This window comes from Nocardioides sp. (genome assembly GCF_036374615.1).
Taxonomy (GTDB): domain Bacteria; phylum Actinomycetota; class Actinomycetes; order Propionibacteriales; family Nocardioidaceae; genus Nocardioides.
This window is the reverse complement of record NZ_DASUTK010000021.1, coordinates 22,231-40,202: the sequence shown is the minus strand read 5'-3', so window position 1 is coordinate 40,202 and position 17,972 is coordinate 22,231. Positions and strand designations below refer to the sequence as shown.

17 protein-coding genes are annotated in these 17,972 nt (G+C 70.9%); 6 read left to right on the top strand and 11 right to left on the bottom strand.

The genetic code is table 11. The features are described 5' to 3' along the window. Window positions 1–270, top strand: a 270-nt coding sequence (locus tag VFZ39_RS01420) for an MFS transporter (protein ID WP_330863932.1), incomplete at its 5' end; no start/stop codon positions are given. 182 nt (window positions 271–452) lie between these two features. Continuing rightward, complete coding sequence (locus VFZ39_RS01415; protein ID WP_330863931.1) at window positions 453–836, top strand: RNA polymerase-binding protein RbpA; 384 nt, start codon at window positions 453–455, stop codon at window positions 834–836. Here the strand turns inward: VFZ39_RS01415 and VFZ39_RS01410 are convergent. From VFZ39_RS01410 to VFZ39_RS01375, 8 genes are all read right to left on the bottom strand, one after another. After that, window positions 829–1,356: an FxsA family protein gene (locus VFZ39_RS01410; protein ID WP_330863930.1), complete on the bottom strand. Its 528-nt coding sequence runs from the start codon at window positions 1,354–1,356 to the stop codon at window positions 829–831. The genes VFZ39_RS01415 and VFZ39_RS01410 overlap by 8 nt on opposite strands. Further along, window positions 1,346–2,131 carry a polyprenol monophosphomannose synthase gene (locus tag VFZ39_RS01405; RefSeq protein ID WP_330863929.1) on the bottom strand — a complete coding sequence of 262 codons (786 nt, stop codon included), beginning with the start codon at window positions 2,129–2,131 and terminating at the stop codon, window positions 1,346–1,348. The genes VFZ39_RS01410 and VFZ39_RS01405 overlap by 11 nt, the downstream gene beginning before the upstream one ends. Beyond that, window positions 2,128–3,621 (bottom strand): apolipoprotein N-acyltransferase, encoded by a 1,494-nt coding sequence (gene lnt / locus VFZ39_RS01400; protein ID WP_330863928.1) that lies wholly within the window; start codon window positions 3,619–3,621, stop codon window positions 2,128–2,130. The genes VFZ39_RS01405 and lnt overlap by 4 nt, the downstream gene beginning before the upstream one ends. 427 nt (window positions 3,622–4,048) lie before the next feature. Next, window positions 4,049–4,450 carry a hotdog domain-containing protein gene (locus tag VFZ39_RS01395; protein ID WP_330863927.1) on the bottom strand — a complete coding sequence of 134 codons (402 nt, stop codon included), beginning with the start codon at window positions 4,448–4,450 and terminating at the stop codon, window positions 4,049–4,051. Continuing rightward, window positions 4,450–5,199, bottom strand: a complete 750-nt coding sequence (locus VFZ39_RS01390; protein WP_330863926.1) for an OAM dimerization domain-containing protein — start codon at window positions 5,197–5,199, stop codon at window positions 4,450–4,452. The genes VFZ39_RS01395 and VFZ39_RS01390 overlap by 1 nt, the downstream gene beginning before the upstream one ends. Beyond that, window positions 5,196–6,791, bottom strand: coding sequence for a lysine 5,6-aminomutase subunit alpha (locus tag VFZ39_RS01385; RefSeq protein ID WP_330863925.1), 1,596 nt, complete (start codon window positions 6,789–6,791; stop codon window positions 5,196–5,198). The genes VFZ39_RS01390 and VFZ39_RS01385 overlap by 4 nt, the downstream gene beginning before the upstream one ends. Continuing rightward, a complete protein-coding gene (locus VFZ39_RS01380; protein WP_330863924.1) occupies window positions 6,788–8,320 on the bottom strand; it encodes an amidohydrolase in 1,533 nt (510 codons plus the stop codon). The genes VFZ39_RS01385 and VFZ39_RS01380 overlap by 4 nt, the downstream gene beginning before the upstream one ends. Further along, complete coding sequence (locus tag VFZ39_RS01375; RefSeq protein WP_330863935.1) at window positions 8,317–9,369, bottom strand: L-erythro-3,5-diaminohexanoate dehydrogenase; 1,053 nt, start codon at window positions 9,367–9,369, stop codon at window positions 8,317–8,319. Before VFZ39_RS01375 ends, VFZ39_RS01380 begins: the two co-directional genes overlap by 4 nt. Window positions 9,370–9,530: 161 nt before the next feature. On the opposite strand from VFZ39_RS01375, the gene VFZ39_RS01370 reads away from it, so the two are divergent. Then, on the top strand, window positions 9,531–10,985 hold the full coding sequence (locus VFZ39_RS01370) for a KamA family radical SAM protein (protein WP_330863923.1): 1,455 nt from the start codon (window positions 9,531–9,533) through the stop codon (window positions 10,983–10,985). A gap of 192 nt (window positions 10,986–11,177) precedes the next feature. Next, window positions 11,178–12,137, top strand: a complete 960-nt coding sequence (locus VFZ39_RS01365) for a type IV toxin-antitoxin system AbiEi family antitoxin domain-containing protein (protein ID WP_330863922.1) — start codon at window positions 11,178–11,180, stop codon at window positions 12,135–12,137. Window positions 12,138–12,229: 92 nt separating this feature from the next. On the opposite strand, the gene VFZ39_RS01360 is transcribed toward VFZ39_RS01365, so the two are convergent. Then, complete coding sequence (locus VFZ39_RS01360) at window positions 12,230–12,667, bottom strand: Lrp/AsnC family transcriptional regulator (protein ID WP_330863934.1); 438 nt, start codon at window positions 12,665–12,667, stop codon at window positions 12,230–12,232. A 95-nt stretch (window positions 12,668–12,762) separates the two neighbouring features. On the opposite strand from VFZ39_RS01360, the gene VFZ39_RS01355 reads away from it, so the two are divergent. Together VFZ39_RS01355 and VFZ39_RS01350 are read left to right on the top strand one after the other, a co-directional pair. Continuing rightward, on the top strand, window positions 12,763–13,668 hold the full coding sequence (locus VFZ39_RS01355; protein ID WP_414690250.1) for a 5'-3' exonuclease: 906 nt from the start codon (window positions 12,763–12,765) through the stop codon (window positions 13,666–13,668). A 31-nt stretch (window positions 13,669–13,699) separates the two neighbouring features. Further along, window positions 13,700–14,353 carry an NAD(P)-binding oxidoreductase gene (locus tag VFZ39_RS01350; RefSeq protein ID WP_330863920.1) on the top strand — a complete coding sequence of 218 codons (654 nt, stop codon included), beginning with the start codon at window positions 13,700–13,702 and terminating at the stop codon, window positions 14,351–14,353. Window positions 14,354–14,366: 13 nt separating this feature from the next. Here the strand turns inward: VFZ39_RS01350 and VFZ39_RS01345 are convergent, their stop codons facing one another. Further along, window positions 14,367–17,105, bottom strand: a complete 2,739-nt coding sequence (locus tag VFZ39_RS01345; RefSeq protein ID WP_330863919.1) for a DEAD/DEAH box helicase — start codon at window positions 17,103–17,105, stop codon at window positions 14,367–14,369. Next, window positions 17,098–17,970 (bottom strand): YegS/Rv2252/BmrU family lipid kinase, encoded by an 873-nt coding sequence (locus tag VFZ39_RS01340; protein ID WP_330863918.1) that lies wholly within the window; start codon window positions 17,968–17,970, stop codon window positions 17,098–17,100. The genes VFZ39_RS01345 and VFZ39_RS01340 overlap by 8 nt, the downstream gene beginning before the upstream one ends. Window positions 17,971–17,972: the final 2 nt, after the last annotated feature.

Sequence of the window (17,972 nt, the reverse complement as noted above, 5' to 3'; positions counted from 1 at the left end):
GGCACACAGGCGCTGGCCCGGTCCTACTTCTCGCTGTTCATCCCGCGCGGGAAGGAGGCGGAGTACTTCAGCTTCTACCACGCCATGGACCGCGGGACGTCGTGGTTCGGCACCCTGGTCTTCGGCATCGTCTACACCGCCACCGACTCCTACCGGCCGGCGATCTTCGCGCTGATCATATTCTTCGTGCTGGGCGGTGCGCTCCTGCTGCGAGTCGACACCGAGCGCGGGATCCGCGACGCAGGCAACGAGGTCCCCAGCCGGGTGTGAGGGGGGCCTGGGACGCGCCCGCCCACCCGTTCGGGTGAGAGGATTCGGGGAATCTTGCTCGGCCCTCTACCGTTGAACAAGAGAACTGGACAGCGTTCCAGGCAACCCCGTCCTGAAATCGGGCGTCATACCTTGCAGGACGGGTACGGCGGGGGACCAAGAAGGCGTTGAGGAGGTGGCTCATGGCGGAGCGCACATTGCGTGGTGCCCGGCTCGGGGGCCAGAGTTTCGAGGACGAGCGCGGCATCGAGTTCGCCGCGCGACAGCAGGTCGGCTACCGGTGCAAGCGCGGTCACGAGTTCGAGATCACGATGTCGGTCGAGGCCGACATCCCCGCGACGTGGGAGTGCCCGCGCTGCGGCGCTGAGTCACTGAGCGTCTCCGGCATCGAGCCCGAGGTGAAGGCCGAGAAGCCGGCCCGCACCCACTGGGACATGCTCCTGGAGCGTCGCTCCGAGAAGGAGCTCGAGGACATCCTCAAGGAGCGTCTCGAGCTGCTGCGTGGGGGCGAGATCGGGCCGGCGCACTTGCACCGGGCCTCCGCCCGCAAGCGGAAGGTCAGCTGACAGATCCCGGATGGTCGCCTCGCGGATCCTCGCGGGGCGGGCCGGGACCGTCGTCGACGACCTCGCCCCGGATCACGGTCTCGCCACCGGGTCCGGGGCGTTTCGTCGTGGCGCCCCCTCCGCCAGGGAACCCCGCTCCGAGCAGCCGCCGGGTGACGACCCGCGTGAGGAGACGGCGTGCGACCGGCCGGGTGACGGGCAGGATCAGCAGGACGCCGAAGGCGTCGGTCACGAAACCTGGCGCCAGCATCAGCGTGCCACCGACCAGGATCAACGCTCCGTCGGCGATCTCACGCGCCGGCATCCGCCCGGTCTGGAGCGCCTCGGTGAGGGCGCGCCAGGCGCGGCCCCCCTCCCGCCGGATCAGCCAGGTCCCGAGCACGCTGGCGAGGATCAGCAACAGGATCGTCCACCAGGGCCCGATCACCTGCCCGACCTGCACCAGGACGAAGATCTCGAGCAGCGGGACGCCGACGAAGAGCACCACCAGGAGCAGTCGCAGCAGCCGGCTACCTCGCATCGTGCCGGCCTCCCCCACCGACGCCCCGGCGAACCGCGTCCCGAACCTGTCGGGACCGCTCGCGAAGACCCCAGCCGGTGATCCGGCGCAGCGACTCGACGGCGATCGCGCCGTTCATCTTGGAGTCCCCGCGGGTCCGCTCCACGAACTCGATCGGCACCTCCCGCACCACCAGCCCGGCGCGAAGGGTGCGCGCCGCCAGATCGGTCTGGAAGACGTAGCCGGTCGAGCGCACGCTCCCGAGATCCAGCTTCTCCAGCGTCTGGCGCCGAAAGAGTCGGAAACCGGCCGTGGCGTCGTTGACCCCCAGGTCGAGCAGCGCCCGCACGTACAGGTTGCCGACCCGGGAGAGTGCCTGTCGGTGCCAGGGCCAGTTGACGACCGAGCCCCCCGAGACCCAGCGCGAGCCGATCACCAGGTCGGCGTCGGGCAGCGCTGCGCGTAACCGGTGCAGCTGCTCCGGCTGGTGTGACCCGTCGGCGTCCATCTCGCCGATCACGTCGTACCCCGCGTCCAGCGCCCACTGGAAGCCGTGCAGGTACGCCGCACCCAGTCCGCCCTTGCGCTCGCGGTGCAGCACGTGCACGCGGGGGTCGCCGGCAGCCAGGTCGTCGGCGACGTCGCCGGTGCCGTCCGGCGAGCTGTCGTCGACGACGAGGACGTCGACGTCCGGAGCAGCCGCGTGGAGGCGGCCGACGATCCAGGCGAGGTTGTCTCGCTCGTTGTACGTCGGCATCACCATGACCACGCGGTCACCGCGCCACTCCTCGGTCACGTCGTGGCCTCCTTCATCCGACGCCGACGATACGTGAGCGCCGACCACGCCAGCGCGACCAGGGTGACCCCCACCGCGACGCGCCCCGGCCACTGCCGCAGCCGGACGCCGGGCGTGATGTCGTCCACGAGTCCGACCTCGGCGGTCAGCACCGACTGGGTGCGGATCCCGGCCCGCTCGAGCACGGTTCCGTCGGGGGCGATGATGCCGGACACGCCGTTGATCGCGGCAACAGCGACGTACCGGCCCGTCTCCAGGGCCCGCAGCCGGCTGATCTCGAACTGCTGCTCGATCTGGTTGGTGTGCACGAACAGGGCGTTGCTGGTCTGCACCGTGACCAGCTGGCCGCCCTCGTTCACCTGGTCGTGGATGCCGTCGTCGTAGGCGACGTCGAAGCAGATCGCAGCGGACACCCGCGCGCCGTCGACCGTCAGCGGCGTCACCCTGGTGCCGCTCATCATGTCGCGCGGGATCAGGGCCAGCCGCCCGATGTTCGTGTCGAACAGGCCCCGCCAGGGGATGTACTCCCCGAACGGCACGGGGTGCCGCTTGCTGTAGCGGTCCCCTGCCCCGGTCTCCGATGCCCAGACGATGCTCTGGTTGAGCACGTGCTCGGTGCCGGCGTCCACCATCGCCCCGACGAGGAGAGGCACCTCGAGCGCGGCGCTGGCCCGTTCGATCCCGCTGCCGACCTCGGCGTCCGCGAACGGGTCGACGGCGGTGGAGTTCTCCGGCCAGATCACGAAGTCGGGCCGGGGCTCCTCGCCGTCCTCGATCCGCTGCGCGAACGCCTCGGTCGCCTCGACGTGGTTGCGGGTCACCGCTCGGTGGTCCAGCAGCACGTTCGTGCCGTCGCCTGGGACGTCACCCTGCACGACCGCCACCCGCCGGTGGTCCACGACGGTCGGCTCGTAGGGCACGAGCGCGGGCAGCAGCGAGACCGCCCCGACCGCGGCGAGCGCGAGCAACGAACGTCCCCGGGTGTCCCGGTCGGTCACGAGCCGAGCGAGCAGCGCTCCGAGCAGCGCGAGCAGGAACGAGACGAGCGTCATCCCGACGTACGGGAGGGCCTCCTGCCACGGGGTCCCGGCGGTCGCGAACGCCAGCCGGCCCCACGGCATCCCGCTGAGCGGCCAGGTCGAGCGGATGCTCTCGACCGCCACCCAGGCCGTGGCCACCCAGACCGGTCCCAGCCGCAGCCGCTGCAACCACGGCACGGCGGCTCCGAGCGGGCCGAAGAACGCTGCTTGGAGCGCGGCGAGCGCCAACCAGGCGTCGTACCCGACGACCCGCATCCAGAAGAGCAGCACGAACTGGAAGCCGATGCCGAAGGCCAGGCCGGGCAGCCAGGCTCGCCGCGCCGGGAGCCCGTGGAGGACCAGCACGAACCCGGCGACACCCAGCGGCAGGAGCACCGCGAGCCCGATCGGCTCGTATGCCTGCGCCAGCGCGGCACCGGCGAGCAGTGCGAGACCGGTCCGCAGGAGCACGGGGCAAAGGTACCGGTGGGGTGGGCGTGAGCCGGGTGGGAGCGGGGTGGATCGGGCCCGGACGTGCAGGAGCGGAAGGGCCCCACCGTCCTTCGGGCCGACCCGGGACCGACCGGCTGCCGATCACGAGAAGTTGTCTAGGGAACCTGGGACCCTTCCGCTCTCGCCCTCGCGGTCGTGGACCGGCCTGCGCGGATCACGGGAGGCGAGGGTTGGCTGGACCCCCGTCACGCGACCACTCGGACGCCGGTCCGCCGACCGCGAACTGCGGGGGCGAACAAGACGGCACCTTTGTTGTCCGGAGGGCTCCTGTCAACCGCCCCGCGACCTGCGACAACGCGCAAAGACGCAGGTCAGCGACGGGTGGCCGGGTCCAAAATCGATGGGAAAATCTTGCCCCTGGCGGCGTGTCGCCGACGACACCCGGTCAGCCGGGGACCACGACCGTGCCGACGGCCGTCGTGGCCACGATCGGCGGGTCGAGCACGGCGGCCGCCCCTGGCCGTTCTGCGCTGGCTGCGCCCCGGGCGACGACGTGAACCGCGAACGCGAGCTCACGTGAACGGGTGCCGACGCGCATGATCTCGCAGCTGATCTCGAGCACGTCGCCGGCTCGCACCGGGGCCAGGAACTGGACGTCGCTGTACGACGCGAACAGCCCCTCGTCGCCGTCGGTCGCGATGCACATCTCGGTGGCGACGTCGCCGAAGAGACCCAGGCTGTAGGCGCCGTCCACGAGGTTGCCGGCGTAGTGGGCGTGGGAGTAGGGGACGTAGCGGCGGTGGACGACGCGGCGGCCGGCCTCGGCACGGGAAGAGGTGTCGGTCATCAGGAGACCTTTCGCTCGGACGCGGTGGTGACGCGCTGGACGAGGAAGGACGCCACCTCGCCCGGGGTCGCCCCGCGAGTGAAGACGCGGTCGACGCCGAGCTCCTCGGCCATCGCCTCGTCGAAACGCGGGCCGCCGACGACGAGCAACGGCCGCTTCCCCGCGGGATACGCCTCGCGGAAGGCCGCCGACATCTCGCGGGTGTTGAGGAGGTGGGCGTCACGCTGCGTGACGACCTGGGAGACCAGGACGGCGTCCGCCTGTTCCGCCAGCGCCCGGTCGACTAGCTGCGGGACCGAGACCTGCGCGCCGAGGTTGACGACCTTGATCTCGCGGTAGTACTCCAGCCCCTTCTCCCCCGCGAACCCCTTGATGTTGAGGATCGCGTCGATGCCGACGGTGTGGGCGTCGGTGCCGATGCAGGCGCCTACCACGACCAGGCGACGGCGCAGCACCCGCTTGATCGCCGCATTCGCCTCCGCGGGCGAGAGCAGCGGGAAATCGCGCTCGACCACCTGCACCTGGCTCGGGTCGACGAGGTGGTTGACGCGGCCGTAGACGACGAAGAACGTGAAGTCGGGTCCCATCGGCTTGGAGTGCACCACCAGCGCGGGGTCCATGCCCATCTTGCTGGCGAGCTGGACCGCGGCGCCGTCCGCGACCTTCGAGTGCGGCATCGGCAACGTGAAGGACAGCTGCACCATGCCGTCACCGGTGGTGTCGCCGTACGGGCGGATCGGGCTGCTCATCGGGTCGCCCCCTGGTCGAGCAGCTCGGTGGCCGGGTTGAAGTAGTCCCGTGCCTTCCGGGCGACGCCGTCGAGCCCGCGGCCGCTGTCAGGGGGCCGCTTCATGAGCCCGAAGGTGCCGTCGCCGATCGCGGAGAGCAACGGCGGCAGACCGGTGTCGTCGCGGTCGTGAGCGATCCGGTCGAGCAGCCGGATCGACTCGTCCAGCACGTGGTGTGCGCGCTTCTCGATGAAACCGCCGGGGGCCGGGCGGAAGTCCTCGTGCAGGTTGCCGGCGGCATTCATCACGTACCGGACGTTCTGAAGGGCCAGGTCGCGGTCGGAGAGCCAGGGCGTCACCACCGCCTCGGTCATCATGCCGACCAGCAGGATCCCTTGGCCGGTGAGGGCGCCCACCAGGTTGAAGAAGCCGTCGAGGAGGTAACCGCGGAACACATCGCCCGTCATGTGCCGGGTCGGCGGCATCCACTTCAGCGGCGCCTTCGGGAACAGGTCACGGGCGAGCATGGCGTGGGCCAGCTCCAGCCGGAACGAGTCGGGGATGTCGGGGTCGATCTCGAAGGCGTGACCGAGACCCAGCTGCCAGTCCTCGAGCCCGGCCTCGCGGGCGAAGTACTCGTTGAGGAGCTGGCTGGTCGTGACCGTGTGAGCCGCCTCCACAGCGTCGGCGGTCGTGAGGTAGTTGTCCTCGCCGGTGTTGATGATGATCCCGGCGCGAGCATGGATCTGACGGCTGAAGCGCTGGTCGACGAACGTCCGGATCGGGTTGATGTCGCGGAAGAGGATCCCGTACATCGAGTCGTTGAGCATCATGTCGAGCCGCTCGAGCCCGGCCAGGGTCGCGATCTCGGGCATGCAGAGCCCCGACGCGTAGTTCGTCAGGCGGACGTACCGCCCGAGCTCCCTGGACGTCTCGTCGAGCGCCGCCCGCATCAGCCGGAAGTTCTCCTGGGTGGCATAGGTGCCGGCGAAGCCCTCGCGGGTGGCGCCCTCGGGCACGAAGTCGAGCAACGACTGGCCGGTCGAGCGGATCACGGCGATCACGTCCGCGCCCTCGCGCGCCGCCGCCTGCGCCTGCGGGATGTCCTCGTAGATGTCGCCGGTGGCGACGATCAGGTAGATCCAGGGCTGGCGCGGAGCGTCTCCCACCTTCGAGATCAGCCGCTCGCGCTCCTTGCGCCGCGCGTCGATCCGCCGCATCCCGGCGCCCACCGCCTTCCGGGAGGCGGTCGTGGCGCGGGCGGCGCCGCGGCCCTCGGGCAGCCCGAACCGGACCGACCCCGCGCTCGCGCGCTGGGCGAGGGAGGCGAGGTCGTCCGCTTCGCCTCGGGCGAGCGCGTCCCAGACGGGAAGCGCGACGCCGTGCTCGAGGCCGACGTCGGCGCGGACCGCGTCGACCAGCCGGTTGACCCAGGGCGTGCCGTCGGGGTCGGCCCCGCCGAGCCCGGCGAGGCGGAGCGTGGCGCGCTCCACGGAGACGGTCGTGTGCTTCTTGGCCAGGGTGACGACGGGGCGGCCAACCCTGCGTGCGAGAGCGCGCGCCTCCTTCACGCGGGTGGGGTCGAGCTCGAGGCGGCCGATGGTGCGGGTCATGAGAGTGCTTCCTCGCGGGTGTGGATGGTACGTCCGCCGACGACGGTACGCACCGCCTCCGGCAGGGGTGCGCCGGGCGTCAGGTCCGGCAACCGGTGCTCGGCTGTGCCGCCCGGGACGTCCCAGACGACCAGATCGGCCCGGTCCGGCGGGAGGCCGACGCCCGCGTCGGCGGAGCCACGGGTGTGGGCCAGGTACGCCGACCAGGGATCCAGCCCGTGCTCGCCGACGTGGTGATGGACCGCGGCTCGGACGGCCGCCCACGGGCCGAGCGGGGTCACGGGCGAGTCGGAGCCCAGCGCGAGCCGGACCCCGGCGCGCGCCATGGACCGGAAGGGGTTCGTGTCGCGCCAGCGGTCGTCCAGCCGAGCGGCGTACATGCCCTGGGAGCCGCCCCAGAGCGCGTCGAACAACGGCTGCACGCTGGCAGTCACGTCCAGCCTCGCCATCGTGTCCACGAGGCCGGGCGAGGGCATCTCGACGTGCTCGATCCGGTGCCGTCCGGCGCGCACCCGCTCGGCGCCGAGGTCGCGCTCGGCCGCGAGCAGGCCCTCGTGGATGTTGCCCAGCGCCGCGTCGCCGATCGCGTGGAAGCCGGCCTGGAGCCCGGCCTCGGTGCAGGCGACGACGTGCTCGCGCACCTGGTCGGCCGTCACGTACGCGTGGCCGCAGGAGCCGGGCCGGTCCGCGTACGGCGCGGAGAGCGCCGCGGTGCGGGAGCCGAACGCGCCGTCGGCGACCAGGTCGCCGGCCAGTCCCGCGACACCGAGCCTGCGGGCCTTGTCGACGTCGAGCAGCTCACCCCAGTACAGGGTGGCGCGGAGCCCGGTCTCAGCGGCCGCCTGCCGGACCAGGTCGAGCTCGTACTCCGGTCCGATGTGCGGTGCGGCGTTCTCGTGGAACCCGGCGAAGCCGTGGCCGGCGAGCTCGACGCAGGCTGCGCGTGCGGCTGCGAGACGCTCCTCCGGCCCCACCAGGTCGGAGAGGACGTCGCGCACGGCGTGGTGGGCGGCCCGCTCGACCCGGCCGTCCGGCGTCCAGCCTTCGAGGTCGACCAGGCCGGGGACCACGGCCGCGAGCGCGGGCGACACGACCGCGGAGTGGCCGTCGACGCGTGTGAGGTAGACCCGGCGACCGGGCGCGGCGCGCTCGAGCTCGTCGGCGGTGGGGTGGCGCTGCTCGGGCCAGTGGGTCTCGTCCCAGCCCTGCCCCATGACGACCCCGTCACCACCGGTGCGGTGGACATGGGCCGCCAGGGCCTCGAGACACGCGGTCAGGCTGATGGAGCCCGCGAGGTCGAGCCCCGAGGCCGTGAGCCCGGTCCGCACCACGTGGACGTGCGCGTCGGTGAAGGCCGCGGTCACGAGAGCGCCGCGGAGGTCGACCACCTCGTCGGCACCGCCCCAGGCCTCGGCCGCGTCCTCGTCACCGACGAAGGTGATCTGACCGTTCTCCCAGGCCACGGCGGTCGCCCGCGCCTCGGGCCGGTCCCCCAGGACGACACCGTTGCGCAGCAGCACCCGAGTCATCTCCCGGCACGCCCTTCGAACAGGGATCGCAGGCCCTCGTGCCCGCGGAGCAGCTCCAGCGCGTACGCCGCGTGTCCTGGGACGTAGCCGTTCCCGACCAGCATCGTGACGTCGGCGGCCAGCCCCTCGGCCCCGAGCGCGGCCGCGGAGAAGGACGTGGCCATGGAGAAGAAGATGACGGTGCCGCCCTCGGCCGTGGCGAGGATGGCGCCGCCCTCGCAGCCGGGCACGTCGACGCACACGACGGTCACGTCGGCGGCCCTCCCCGCCGCGGTCGTAACGGCGTCGCGCAGGGCAACGGGGTCACGGGCGTCCGCGATCACCACCTGGTCGGCGAGGCCCGCACCGGTGAGCAGGTCGGCCTCTGCCTGCTGAGGCACGACGCCGACGACCGTGTGGGCACCGGCGTCCCGCGCCGCGGCCAGGCTCAGGGAGCCGGACTTGCCGGCCGCCCCGATCACGGCCACCGTCGCGCCGTCGTACCGACCCACGACACGCGAGGTGAGCGCGGGGGCACCGCACACATCCATCACCGCGAGGCTGAGCTCTGGAGCGAGGTCGTCGGGGATGACGGCCGCGATGGAGCGACCGAAGAGCACGGCGTAGCCGTCGCACGGCACCTGCTCGCTCAGCCCGTCCCAGCGGGCGAGGCCGTCCTCGATCACGAGCGGGGTGAGGCTGAGCGACACCAGCGTGGCGACCCGGTCGCCGACCCGCAGTCCGAGCGGCGAGGCCTCCCCCACCTCCTCGACGGTGCCGACCAGCATCCCCCCTGACCCGGTCACGGGGTTCTGCATCTTGCCGCGGGAGGCGACGATCTCCAGGACCTCGGCACGCACCGCACCGCCATCACAGGTCCCATCGGCGGTGTGCTTGCGCTCGAGCTGGCGGAACGACGCCGCGTCGAGGTTGAGCCGCTCCACGCGGATCCGGACCTCGTCGGGCCACAGGTCCGATCGGGTGTCGAGCCGCTGGGCGGCCTGAGGCAGGACCACCTGCTCGTCGAGCACCCGGTGGAGTCCGGTCGGGTCGCTCGCCACCTGGGTCATCACAGTCTGATTCTCCGTCGTTGTCGCATGTTCTCCGCAAATCTTCCGGCGCGTGAATGGACTTGCCGGACACTGTTCTCGTACTCTCGCAGATAGGTGTGACCCCGGACAAACGGCGCACCGACGTTCCAGCACCCGCAGTCAGTCAGTTCGGAGCAGCCATGACCATCGAGTCTTCCCTCGGCCTCGAGACCACCCAGCCCTACCACTACCAGCGCGTGGAGCTGGTGGAGCCCGACTGGACCCGGTTCCCGGGGTGGCGCGACGTGACCACCGAGGAGTGGGAGTCGGTGCAGTGGCAGCGTGCCCACTGCGTGAAGAACGTCAAGCAGCTGCGCGACCTCCTCGGCGACCTGGTCGACGAGCGGTTCTACGCCGACCTCGAGCGCGACCAGGCCGAGCGCGCGACCATGTCGATGCTGGTTCCGCCGCAGATGCTGAACACGATGGTGCCGACCGCGGTGCCGGGTGGGCCGGGGTCGTGGACCGACGAGTTCTACGCCGACCCGATCCGTCACTACATGATCCCGGTCTTCAGCGACCGGAGGACCGACTGGTCCTCCCACCCGCACGCCACCCGTGACTCCCTGCACGAGCACGACATGTGGGTGGCCGAGGGGCTGACCCACCGCTACCCCACCAAGGTGCTGGCCGAGCTGCTGCCGACCTGCCCGCAGTACTGCGGCCACTGCACCAGGATGGACCTGGTCGGCAACTCGACCGCCGTGATCGACAAGCTCAAGTTCATCGGCAAGCCGAACGACCGGCTCGGCGAGATGATGGACTACCTCCGCCGTACCCCCCAGGTCCGTGACGTCGTGGTGTCCGGCGGCGACGTGGCCAACATGCCGTGGCCCCGCCTCGAGGCGTTCCTGACCGACCTGCTCGAGATCGAGAACATCCGCGACGTACGCCTGGCCACCAAGGCGCTGATGGGACTCCCCCAGCACTGGCTGCAGAGCGACGTGGTCGACGGGATGGGCCGGGTGGCGACCATTGCGCGCGAGCGCGGGGTCTCCATCGCCATCCACACCCACGCCAACCACGCCAACTCGATCACGCCGCTCGTGGCTCGGGCCTCCGCCGCGATGTTCGAGGCCGACGTGCGCGACGTACGCAACCAGGGTGTTCTGCTCAACGGCGTCAATGCCGACCCGCACGCACTGCTCGACCTCTGCTTCCGGCTGCTCGATGGCGCGCAGATCATGCCGTACTACTTCTACATGTGCGACATGATCCCGTACTCCGAGCACTGGCGGGTCTCGGTGGCGGACGCGCAGCGGCTGCAGCACCACATCATGGGCTATCTCCCCGGGTTCGCCACGCCGCGGATCGTCTGCGACGTCCCGTTCGTCGGCAAGCGCTGGGTCCACCAGCTGGCCGACTACGACCAGGTGCGCGGCATCTCCTACTGGACCAAGAACTACCGGACCTCGATCGAGGCGTCCGACCCCGACGCTCTCACGCGGACCTACGAGTACTACGACCCGATCCACACCCTCCCCGTCGAGGGCCAGGCCTGGTGGAACGAGCACGGCCGGCTCGACGAGTCCGCCCTGCGTGCCGCCGAGGTCGCCGAGGCGTCTCGTCGTACCGCTGCGCTGCAGGCTCACTGAGCGGGTCCCCGCGATTCCCCGCTCAGCCGGGGATCCACTGACTTGTTGGGTGAACCATGTCGCTCGAAGTCATGGACTCGCGCACGAGGCTGCCCGTCGTGAACCTGGCCACGGAGGCGGGCTCGCGCGGTTGTCCACAGGTTCGGAGTGGAGCGGTTTCGCCGGAACGCGCCGCGGGGCACGCTCTCGGTCATGGCCGACAACGAAGAGCGTGACTACCTGCTCGACGCCGTGATCTTGCGGCGAGAGCTCCTGGCGGAGGGGTTCACCGACAGCCAGATCCAGGCGATGGTGAAGGCCGGTGAGCTGGCGCGGGTGCGACACGGCACCTACTTCCCCGGGGACCGTTGGGCCACGCTGACGGCCCAGGATCGCCACCGAGTCCTGGTCCGGGCCGTCCTCAAGCGGGCCCACCCGTCCACCGTCGCGACCCATGTCTCGGCGGCGGTCGAGCGCGGTGCACCGGTATGGGGCATACCGCTCGAGGAGGTCCACGTCACCCGGACAGACGGCAAGACCGGCCGTCGGGAGGCAGGGATCGTCCACCACCGAGGTGTGCTCACTGAGGACGACGTGGAGATCCTCAACGGCGTCCCGCTGTCGCGCGCCGCTCGGTGTGCCGTGGAGGTCACAACGATGACGACCGTCGAGCCAGCACTCGTCACGGTGAACGGCATGCTGCACGCCGAGATGCTGACGGCCGAGGAGCTCGCCGCCGAAGTAGAGGCGTGCAAGCACTGGCCCGACACGCTGTCCACGACGATCGTGCTGCGACTGTGCGACGCCCGAGTCCAGTCCGTTGCCGAGTCACGGACCATGTTCCTCTGCTGGGACCAGCACCTCCCCCGCCCGGAGCCACAGGTGCCGATCCGCGATGAGTCCGGCTGGATCTTCGCGTACGTCGACTTCGCGTGGGAGAAGGAAGGCGTGTTCCTCGAGTTCGACGGTCGCATCAAGTATGAGCGCTTCCGCCGGGAGGGCGAGACTCTGGAGCAGTTCCTGATGCGGGAGAAGCATCGTGAAGAGAGGATCTGTCAGCTCACCGGTTGGGTCTGCATCCGCATCACGTGGACTGACCTCGAGGACCCGGTCCAGACCGCGTGGCGCATCCGCCGCATCCTTCAAAGCCGACGCCGGCCGGCCGGCGCCTGACTTCGCGCGCGAGTCCACGACTTCGGGGCCGATGGTTCGCGCACGAAGTCGGTGGTTCCCCGGCTGGGCGGGGAACCGCGGAGGCAGCAGCCTCAGGTGACAGGACGGTTCTCGTAGGGAGTCGAGAGCACGATGGTGGTGCGGGTGGAGACGTTGGCGGCGGCGCGGATCCGGGCGAGGAGGTCCTCGAGGGCGGCGGGGGGGGCGACCCGGACCTTGAGGATGTAGGACTCGTCACCGGCGACCGACCAGCAGGACTCGATCTCGGTGATGTGCCTGACCCGCTCGGGGTAGTCGTCGGGCTGGGCGGGGTCGATCGGGGTGATCGAGATGAAGGCGGTCAGCGGAAGGCCGATCCCGTCGTGGTTGACGGTCGCGCCGTAGCCGGTGATCAGGCCCCGCTGCTCCAGCCGCTTGACGCGCTGGTGGACCGCCGAGGTCGAGAGGCCGGTCGCCTTGCCGAGATCGGTGAAGGACATCCGCCCGTCGGCCGCCAGCAGCTCGAGGATGCGGCGGTCGGTGGCCTCCAGCTCGATCGACGTCACGGCGGACACCCTAGCCGTCCGACAGGCGCGGGGGCCGCGCAGAACGGCGTGGCAGGATGCCCGACGTGACGAAGCGTCTGATGCTGCTGGACACCGCCTCGATGTACTTCCGGGCCTTCTTCGGGATCCCGGAAGTCACCGCCGACAACGGCACGCCGGTCAACGCGGTCCGGGGGCTGCTCGACTTCATCAGCCGGATGGTCGGCGAGTACGAGCCGACGGACCTGGTGTGCTGCTGGGACAACGACTGGCGGCCCCAGTGGCGGGTCGACCTGATCCCGTCGTACAAGTCGCACCGCGTCGTGGCGGTGCGGCAGGACCAGCCGGACATCGAGGAGGTGCCCGACCCGCTGGAGGTGCAGGTGCCGATCATCCGGGCGGTGCTCGACGCGTTCGGGATCGCAGTGGTCGGTGCGGACGGGTACGAGGCAGATGACGTGATCGGCACGCTCGCGACCGGTGCCGGCATGCCGGTCGACGTCGTCACGGGTGACCGCGACCTCTTCCAGCTCGTGGACGACGAGGCCCGCGTCCGGGTGCTCTACATCGCGCGGGGCGTCAGCAAGCACGAGCGGGTGACAGCCGCGGTCGTCCGGGAGAAGTACGACGTGGAACCCGGTCAGTACGCCGACTTCGCCACCCTGCGTGGTGACGCCTCTGACGGGCTGCCGGGCGTCAAGGGCGTGGGTGACAAGACCGCCGCCACCCTGCTGCAGCGGTTCGGCGACATGGCGGGCATCCTGGCCGCCGCCGACGACCCCAGCTCCGACCTCGGCCCCAACCCACGCAGCAAGCTCAAGGCTGCCGCCGACTACCTGGCGGTCGCCCCACAGGTCGTGGCCGTGACTCGCGACCTCGACCTCGGCAAGCCCGACACCACGCTCCCCCACGAGCCGCGCGACCCCGAGCTGGTCGAGGCGCTCGCGCAGGAGTTCAATCTCGGCGGACCGGCCGGCCGGTTGCGCGCGACCCTGGCCGCACTCTGAGTCGGAGCGTCGACCTCGTACGGTGGACCGCATGACTCGGATCGCGATTGTCGGAGGAAACGGACAGATCGCCCGGCTGCTGCACCCGATGCTGCTGGGCGCCGGGCACGAGCCGGTCGCGCTGGTCCGCGCCCCGGAGCAGGCCGCGGCGCTCGAGGCGACCGGTGTGACCGCCCGGCTTCTGGACATCGAGGCCAGCGACGCCGGGGCGTTCGCGACCGCGTTCCAGGACTGCGAGGCGGTCGTCTTCGCCGCGGGCGGCGGTCCGGACGGCAACATCGACCGAAAGCGCACGGTCGACCTCGAAGGCGCTCTCAAGTCGATCGAGGCTGCGCAGCGGGTCGGGATCCGACGCTTCGTCCAGGTGTCGGCGATCAACGTGGACGAGCCGGTCGCCGAGGACACCTCCCCCGTCTGGAAGGCGTACGTCGAGGCCAAGCGTGACGCCGACGCCGCGCTCCGCGAGAGCGGCCTCGACTGGACGATCCTGCGTCCGGGTCGGCTCACCGACGACCCCGGGACCGGTCGGATCGCGCTCGGTGACGTGTCCCGAGCCGAGGTGCCGCGAGCGGACGTGGCCGAGACGCTGGTGGCCGTGCTGGACGAGCCTGCGTCGGCAGGACACCAGTGGAACCTCGTCGCGGGCGAGGTCGACGTCCGGGACGCGGTCGCCTCAGCGATCTGATCCGGCGCCTGGGTCACTCCACGAACGAGGAGTAGGCGACGACGCCACGCTTGAGCCGTCGTAAGGCGCCGCGCGCCGTGTCTCGGAGCTCCCCCGGGCCTGCGGCGTCGGCGACCTGCCCGGTGAGGTCGAGCAGCTGCTTCATCCACCGCACGAAGTCACCGGCCGCCAGGTCGGTGACGGTGAGGACGTCGTCGAGGTCGTCGCCCTCCGCCCACCGATAGGCCGCCCAGGCGAAGCCGAGGTCGGGCTGGCGGAGGAAGTCGAGCCGGTGGTCGCGCTCGAGCGCGTCGAGCTCGCCCCAGAGCCGGACCATCCGGCCGATCACGTCCCTGACCCGGCCGCCGGGCAGCCGCGGGGAGGACGCGTCGTCGGGGCGGCGTGCCTCGAAGACCAGGATCGACAGCGCCGCGGCCAGCTCGGAGGAGGTGAGCTCGTCCCAGAGTCCGTGACGCAGTGACTCCGCGGCCACCAGGTCCATCTCGGAGTAGAGCCGTCGGAGGTGGCTGCCACGCGAGGTGACCGTGTCGCCGTCGAGGTAGTCCAACGCCGTGAGCACGTCGCACACCCGGTCGAACTGGCGGGCCACGGTGTTGGTGCGCTGCTCGATCCGCCGTCGCAGCGTGGCTGCGTCGCGGTCGAGCTTGAACCACCGCTCGGCCCAGCGCGCGTGGTCCTCGCGGTCCGGGCACTGGTGGCACGGATGCTCCTTCATCCGCTGCCGCAGCGCGTCGATCTCCGGGGACCCCTTGGTCGACCCGCCGGCCCCGGAGCGGCGCGGAGGCGGGGTCAGGTCGTGGGTGCGGCTGCGAAGCGCCGAGGCGAGGTCACGACGCTGCTGGGCATTGCGGGCGTTGAAGCCCTTCGGCACCCGGAGCCGGGTCAGCGCCTCCACCGGGGTCGGGAAGTCGATGGGCGCCAGCCGCCGCGCCTGCCGCTCCGCGGTGACGACGAACGGGCGAGGCTCGTCAGCACCGGAGTGCCCGGGGTCGACTACGACGGCGAACCCCGCGAACTTGCCGGCCGGCACGATGATCACGTCCCCGTGCTTGAGCCGCCGCAGCGACTCGGTCGCCTCCTGACGCCGGTCGGACCGTCGCTGCCGGGACGCCGCCTTCTCCAGGTCCGTGATCTCGCGACGCAGCCGTGCGTACTCCATGAAGTCGCCCAGCTCGCACGTCGCGGCCTCGGCGTAACCTGCCAGCGCGTCGTCGCTCTTGCGCAGCTGCCGCGCCAGGCCGACCACCGCCCGGTCGGCCTGGAACTGGGCGAACGACTGCTCGAGCAGCTCGCGCGAGCGCTCCCGCCCGAACTGGTGCACCAGGTTGACCGCCATGTTGTACGACGGGCGGAAGCTCGAGCGGAGCGGGTAGGTCCGGGTCGAGGCCAGGCCGGCGAGCTCGCGCGGGTTCATACCGGGCTGCCACAGCACGACCCCGTGACCCTCCACGTCGAGCCCGCGGCGGCCGGCCCGGCCGGTGAGCTGCGTGTACTCCCCCGGCGTGATGTCGGCGTGGGTCTCGCCGTTCCACTTCGTGAGCTTCTCGATCACGACCGTGCGAGCCGGCATGTTGATGCCGAGGGCGAGGGTCTCGGTCGCGAACACCACCTTGCACAGCCCGCGCACGAACAGCTGCTCGACGACCTCCTTGAAGGCGGGGAGCATGCCGGCGTGGTGAGCGGCGACGCCACGCGTGAGGCCGTCGAGGAAGTCGTGGTAGCCGAGCACGTGGCGGTCCTCGTCGGGGAGGTGCTGGCAGCTCTCCTCCACGAACTCGTAGATCTGGTCGCGCTCGTCCGGCGACGTGAGCCGCACGTTGGCGGACAGGCACTGGGTGACCGCGGCGTCGCAGCCCACGCGGCTGAAGATGAACACGATGGCGGGCAGCAGTCCCTCACGGTCGAGTCGGTCGATGACCTCGACCCGGCTGGGGATCCAGACCCGCCGGCCGTTGCCCACCGAGCGGGGGTTCTTCGACGAGCCAGGGCGGCCCTTGCGCGGTGACCGTCGGTCTCGCATCAACCGGCTGCTCGCGAAGTCGTCACGGGCGATCCGCTCCAGCTCCCGGTTGACCGGCGCACCCTCCTGCACGAACCCTGCAGCCGCGTCGACGTCGGACACGGCGAACAGGTCGTGCAACCGGCGGCCGACCATCACGTGCTGGTACAACGGCACCGGTCGCTTCTCCTCCACGAGCGTGGTGACCTCGCCGCGAACCGTCGCCAGCCACTCGCCGAACTCCTCGGCGTTGGAGACGGTCGCGGAGAGCGAGACCAAGGCCACCGACTCGGGCAGGTGGATGATGATCTCCTCCCACACGGCACCGCGGTCGCGGTCGGCGAGGTAGTGGACCTCGTCCATCACGACGAACCCGAGACCGAGCAGCGTCCGGGAACCGGCGTACAGCATGTTGCGGAGCACCTCGGTGGTCATCACGACCACCGGTGCCTCGCCGTTGATCGTGTTGTCGCCGGTCAGGAGGCCGACCTGTTCCTCGCCGTACCGGGCGACGAGGTCGTGGAACTTCTGGTTCGACAACGCCTTGATCGGGGTCGTGTAGAAGGCCTTGCGGCCGGTCGCCAGAGCGAGATGGATCGCGAACTCACCGACGATGGTCTTGCCGGAGCCGGTGGGGGCGGCGACCAGGACTCCGCGGCCGTCCTCGATCTCGTGGCAGGCGCGCACCTGGAAGTCGTCGAGCTCGAAGCCGTAGTGGCTCGAGAAGTCGGTGAAGACCGGGTAGTCAGCCAAGGACGCTCAGCGCTCCAGCGGCGCACTCCACGGTCAACGGCAGCGCACCGAACCGCTCGCCGTCGGCGTACGACACGATCCCCGGAGCGGCGACGGTGACCGACCGCACCCGATGGTGCTCGTACTGCGGATGGGTCACGTGGGTGCCCTTGAACAGCTTGGGGTAGGTGCGGACCAGGCTCGCCTTGCTCATCGGCCTGATAACGACGACGTCGAGCAGGCCGTCGTCGAGGAGCGCACCCTCCGTGATGCGCAGGCCGCCGCCGAACGACGGACCGTTGCCGACCGCGACCAGCATGGCGTCGAACTGGGTGGTGGTGCCGTCGAGGTCGAGCGAGTACGGGATCGGCTCGAAGGTCCGTAGCTCGGCGAGGGTCGCGAGGTTGTAGCGCATCTGCCCCCGCGGCCAGGTCATCCGGTTGGCGCGCTCGTTGACGACCGCGTCGAAACCGGCCGCCATGACGGTCACGAAGTAGCGGTCACCGCTGCGGGCGAGGTCGATCCGGCGGGGCGTGGAGGCGATCACCCGGTCGGCGGCTGCACCGGGGTCGCGGCGCGGGAGGTGGAGATAGCGCGCCACGTCGTTGCCGCTTCCCGCCGGGATGATCCCGAGGTGGGTGTCCGTCGCAGCCGTGGCCTGTGCGCCGAGGTTCACCATGCCGTCACCACCACACACCACCAGGGCCCAGACGCCGTCGGCGACAGCCCGGTGTGCGAGGACGAGTGCCTCGTCGGCGTCGGCGCCTTGCAGGTCACGCACCGTGAAGCCCGCCGCCCGCAGCCGGGGCAGTGCAGCCGCGCGGGCAGCCGCCCCTCGGCCCTTGCCGGACGTGGGGTTGGTCAGCAGGGCGATCTCCCGGGCCACGT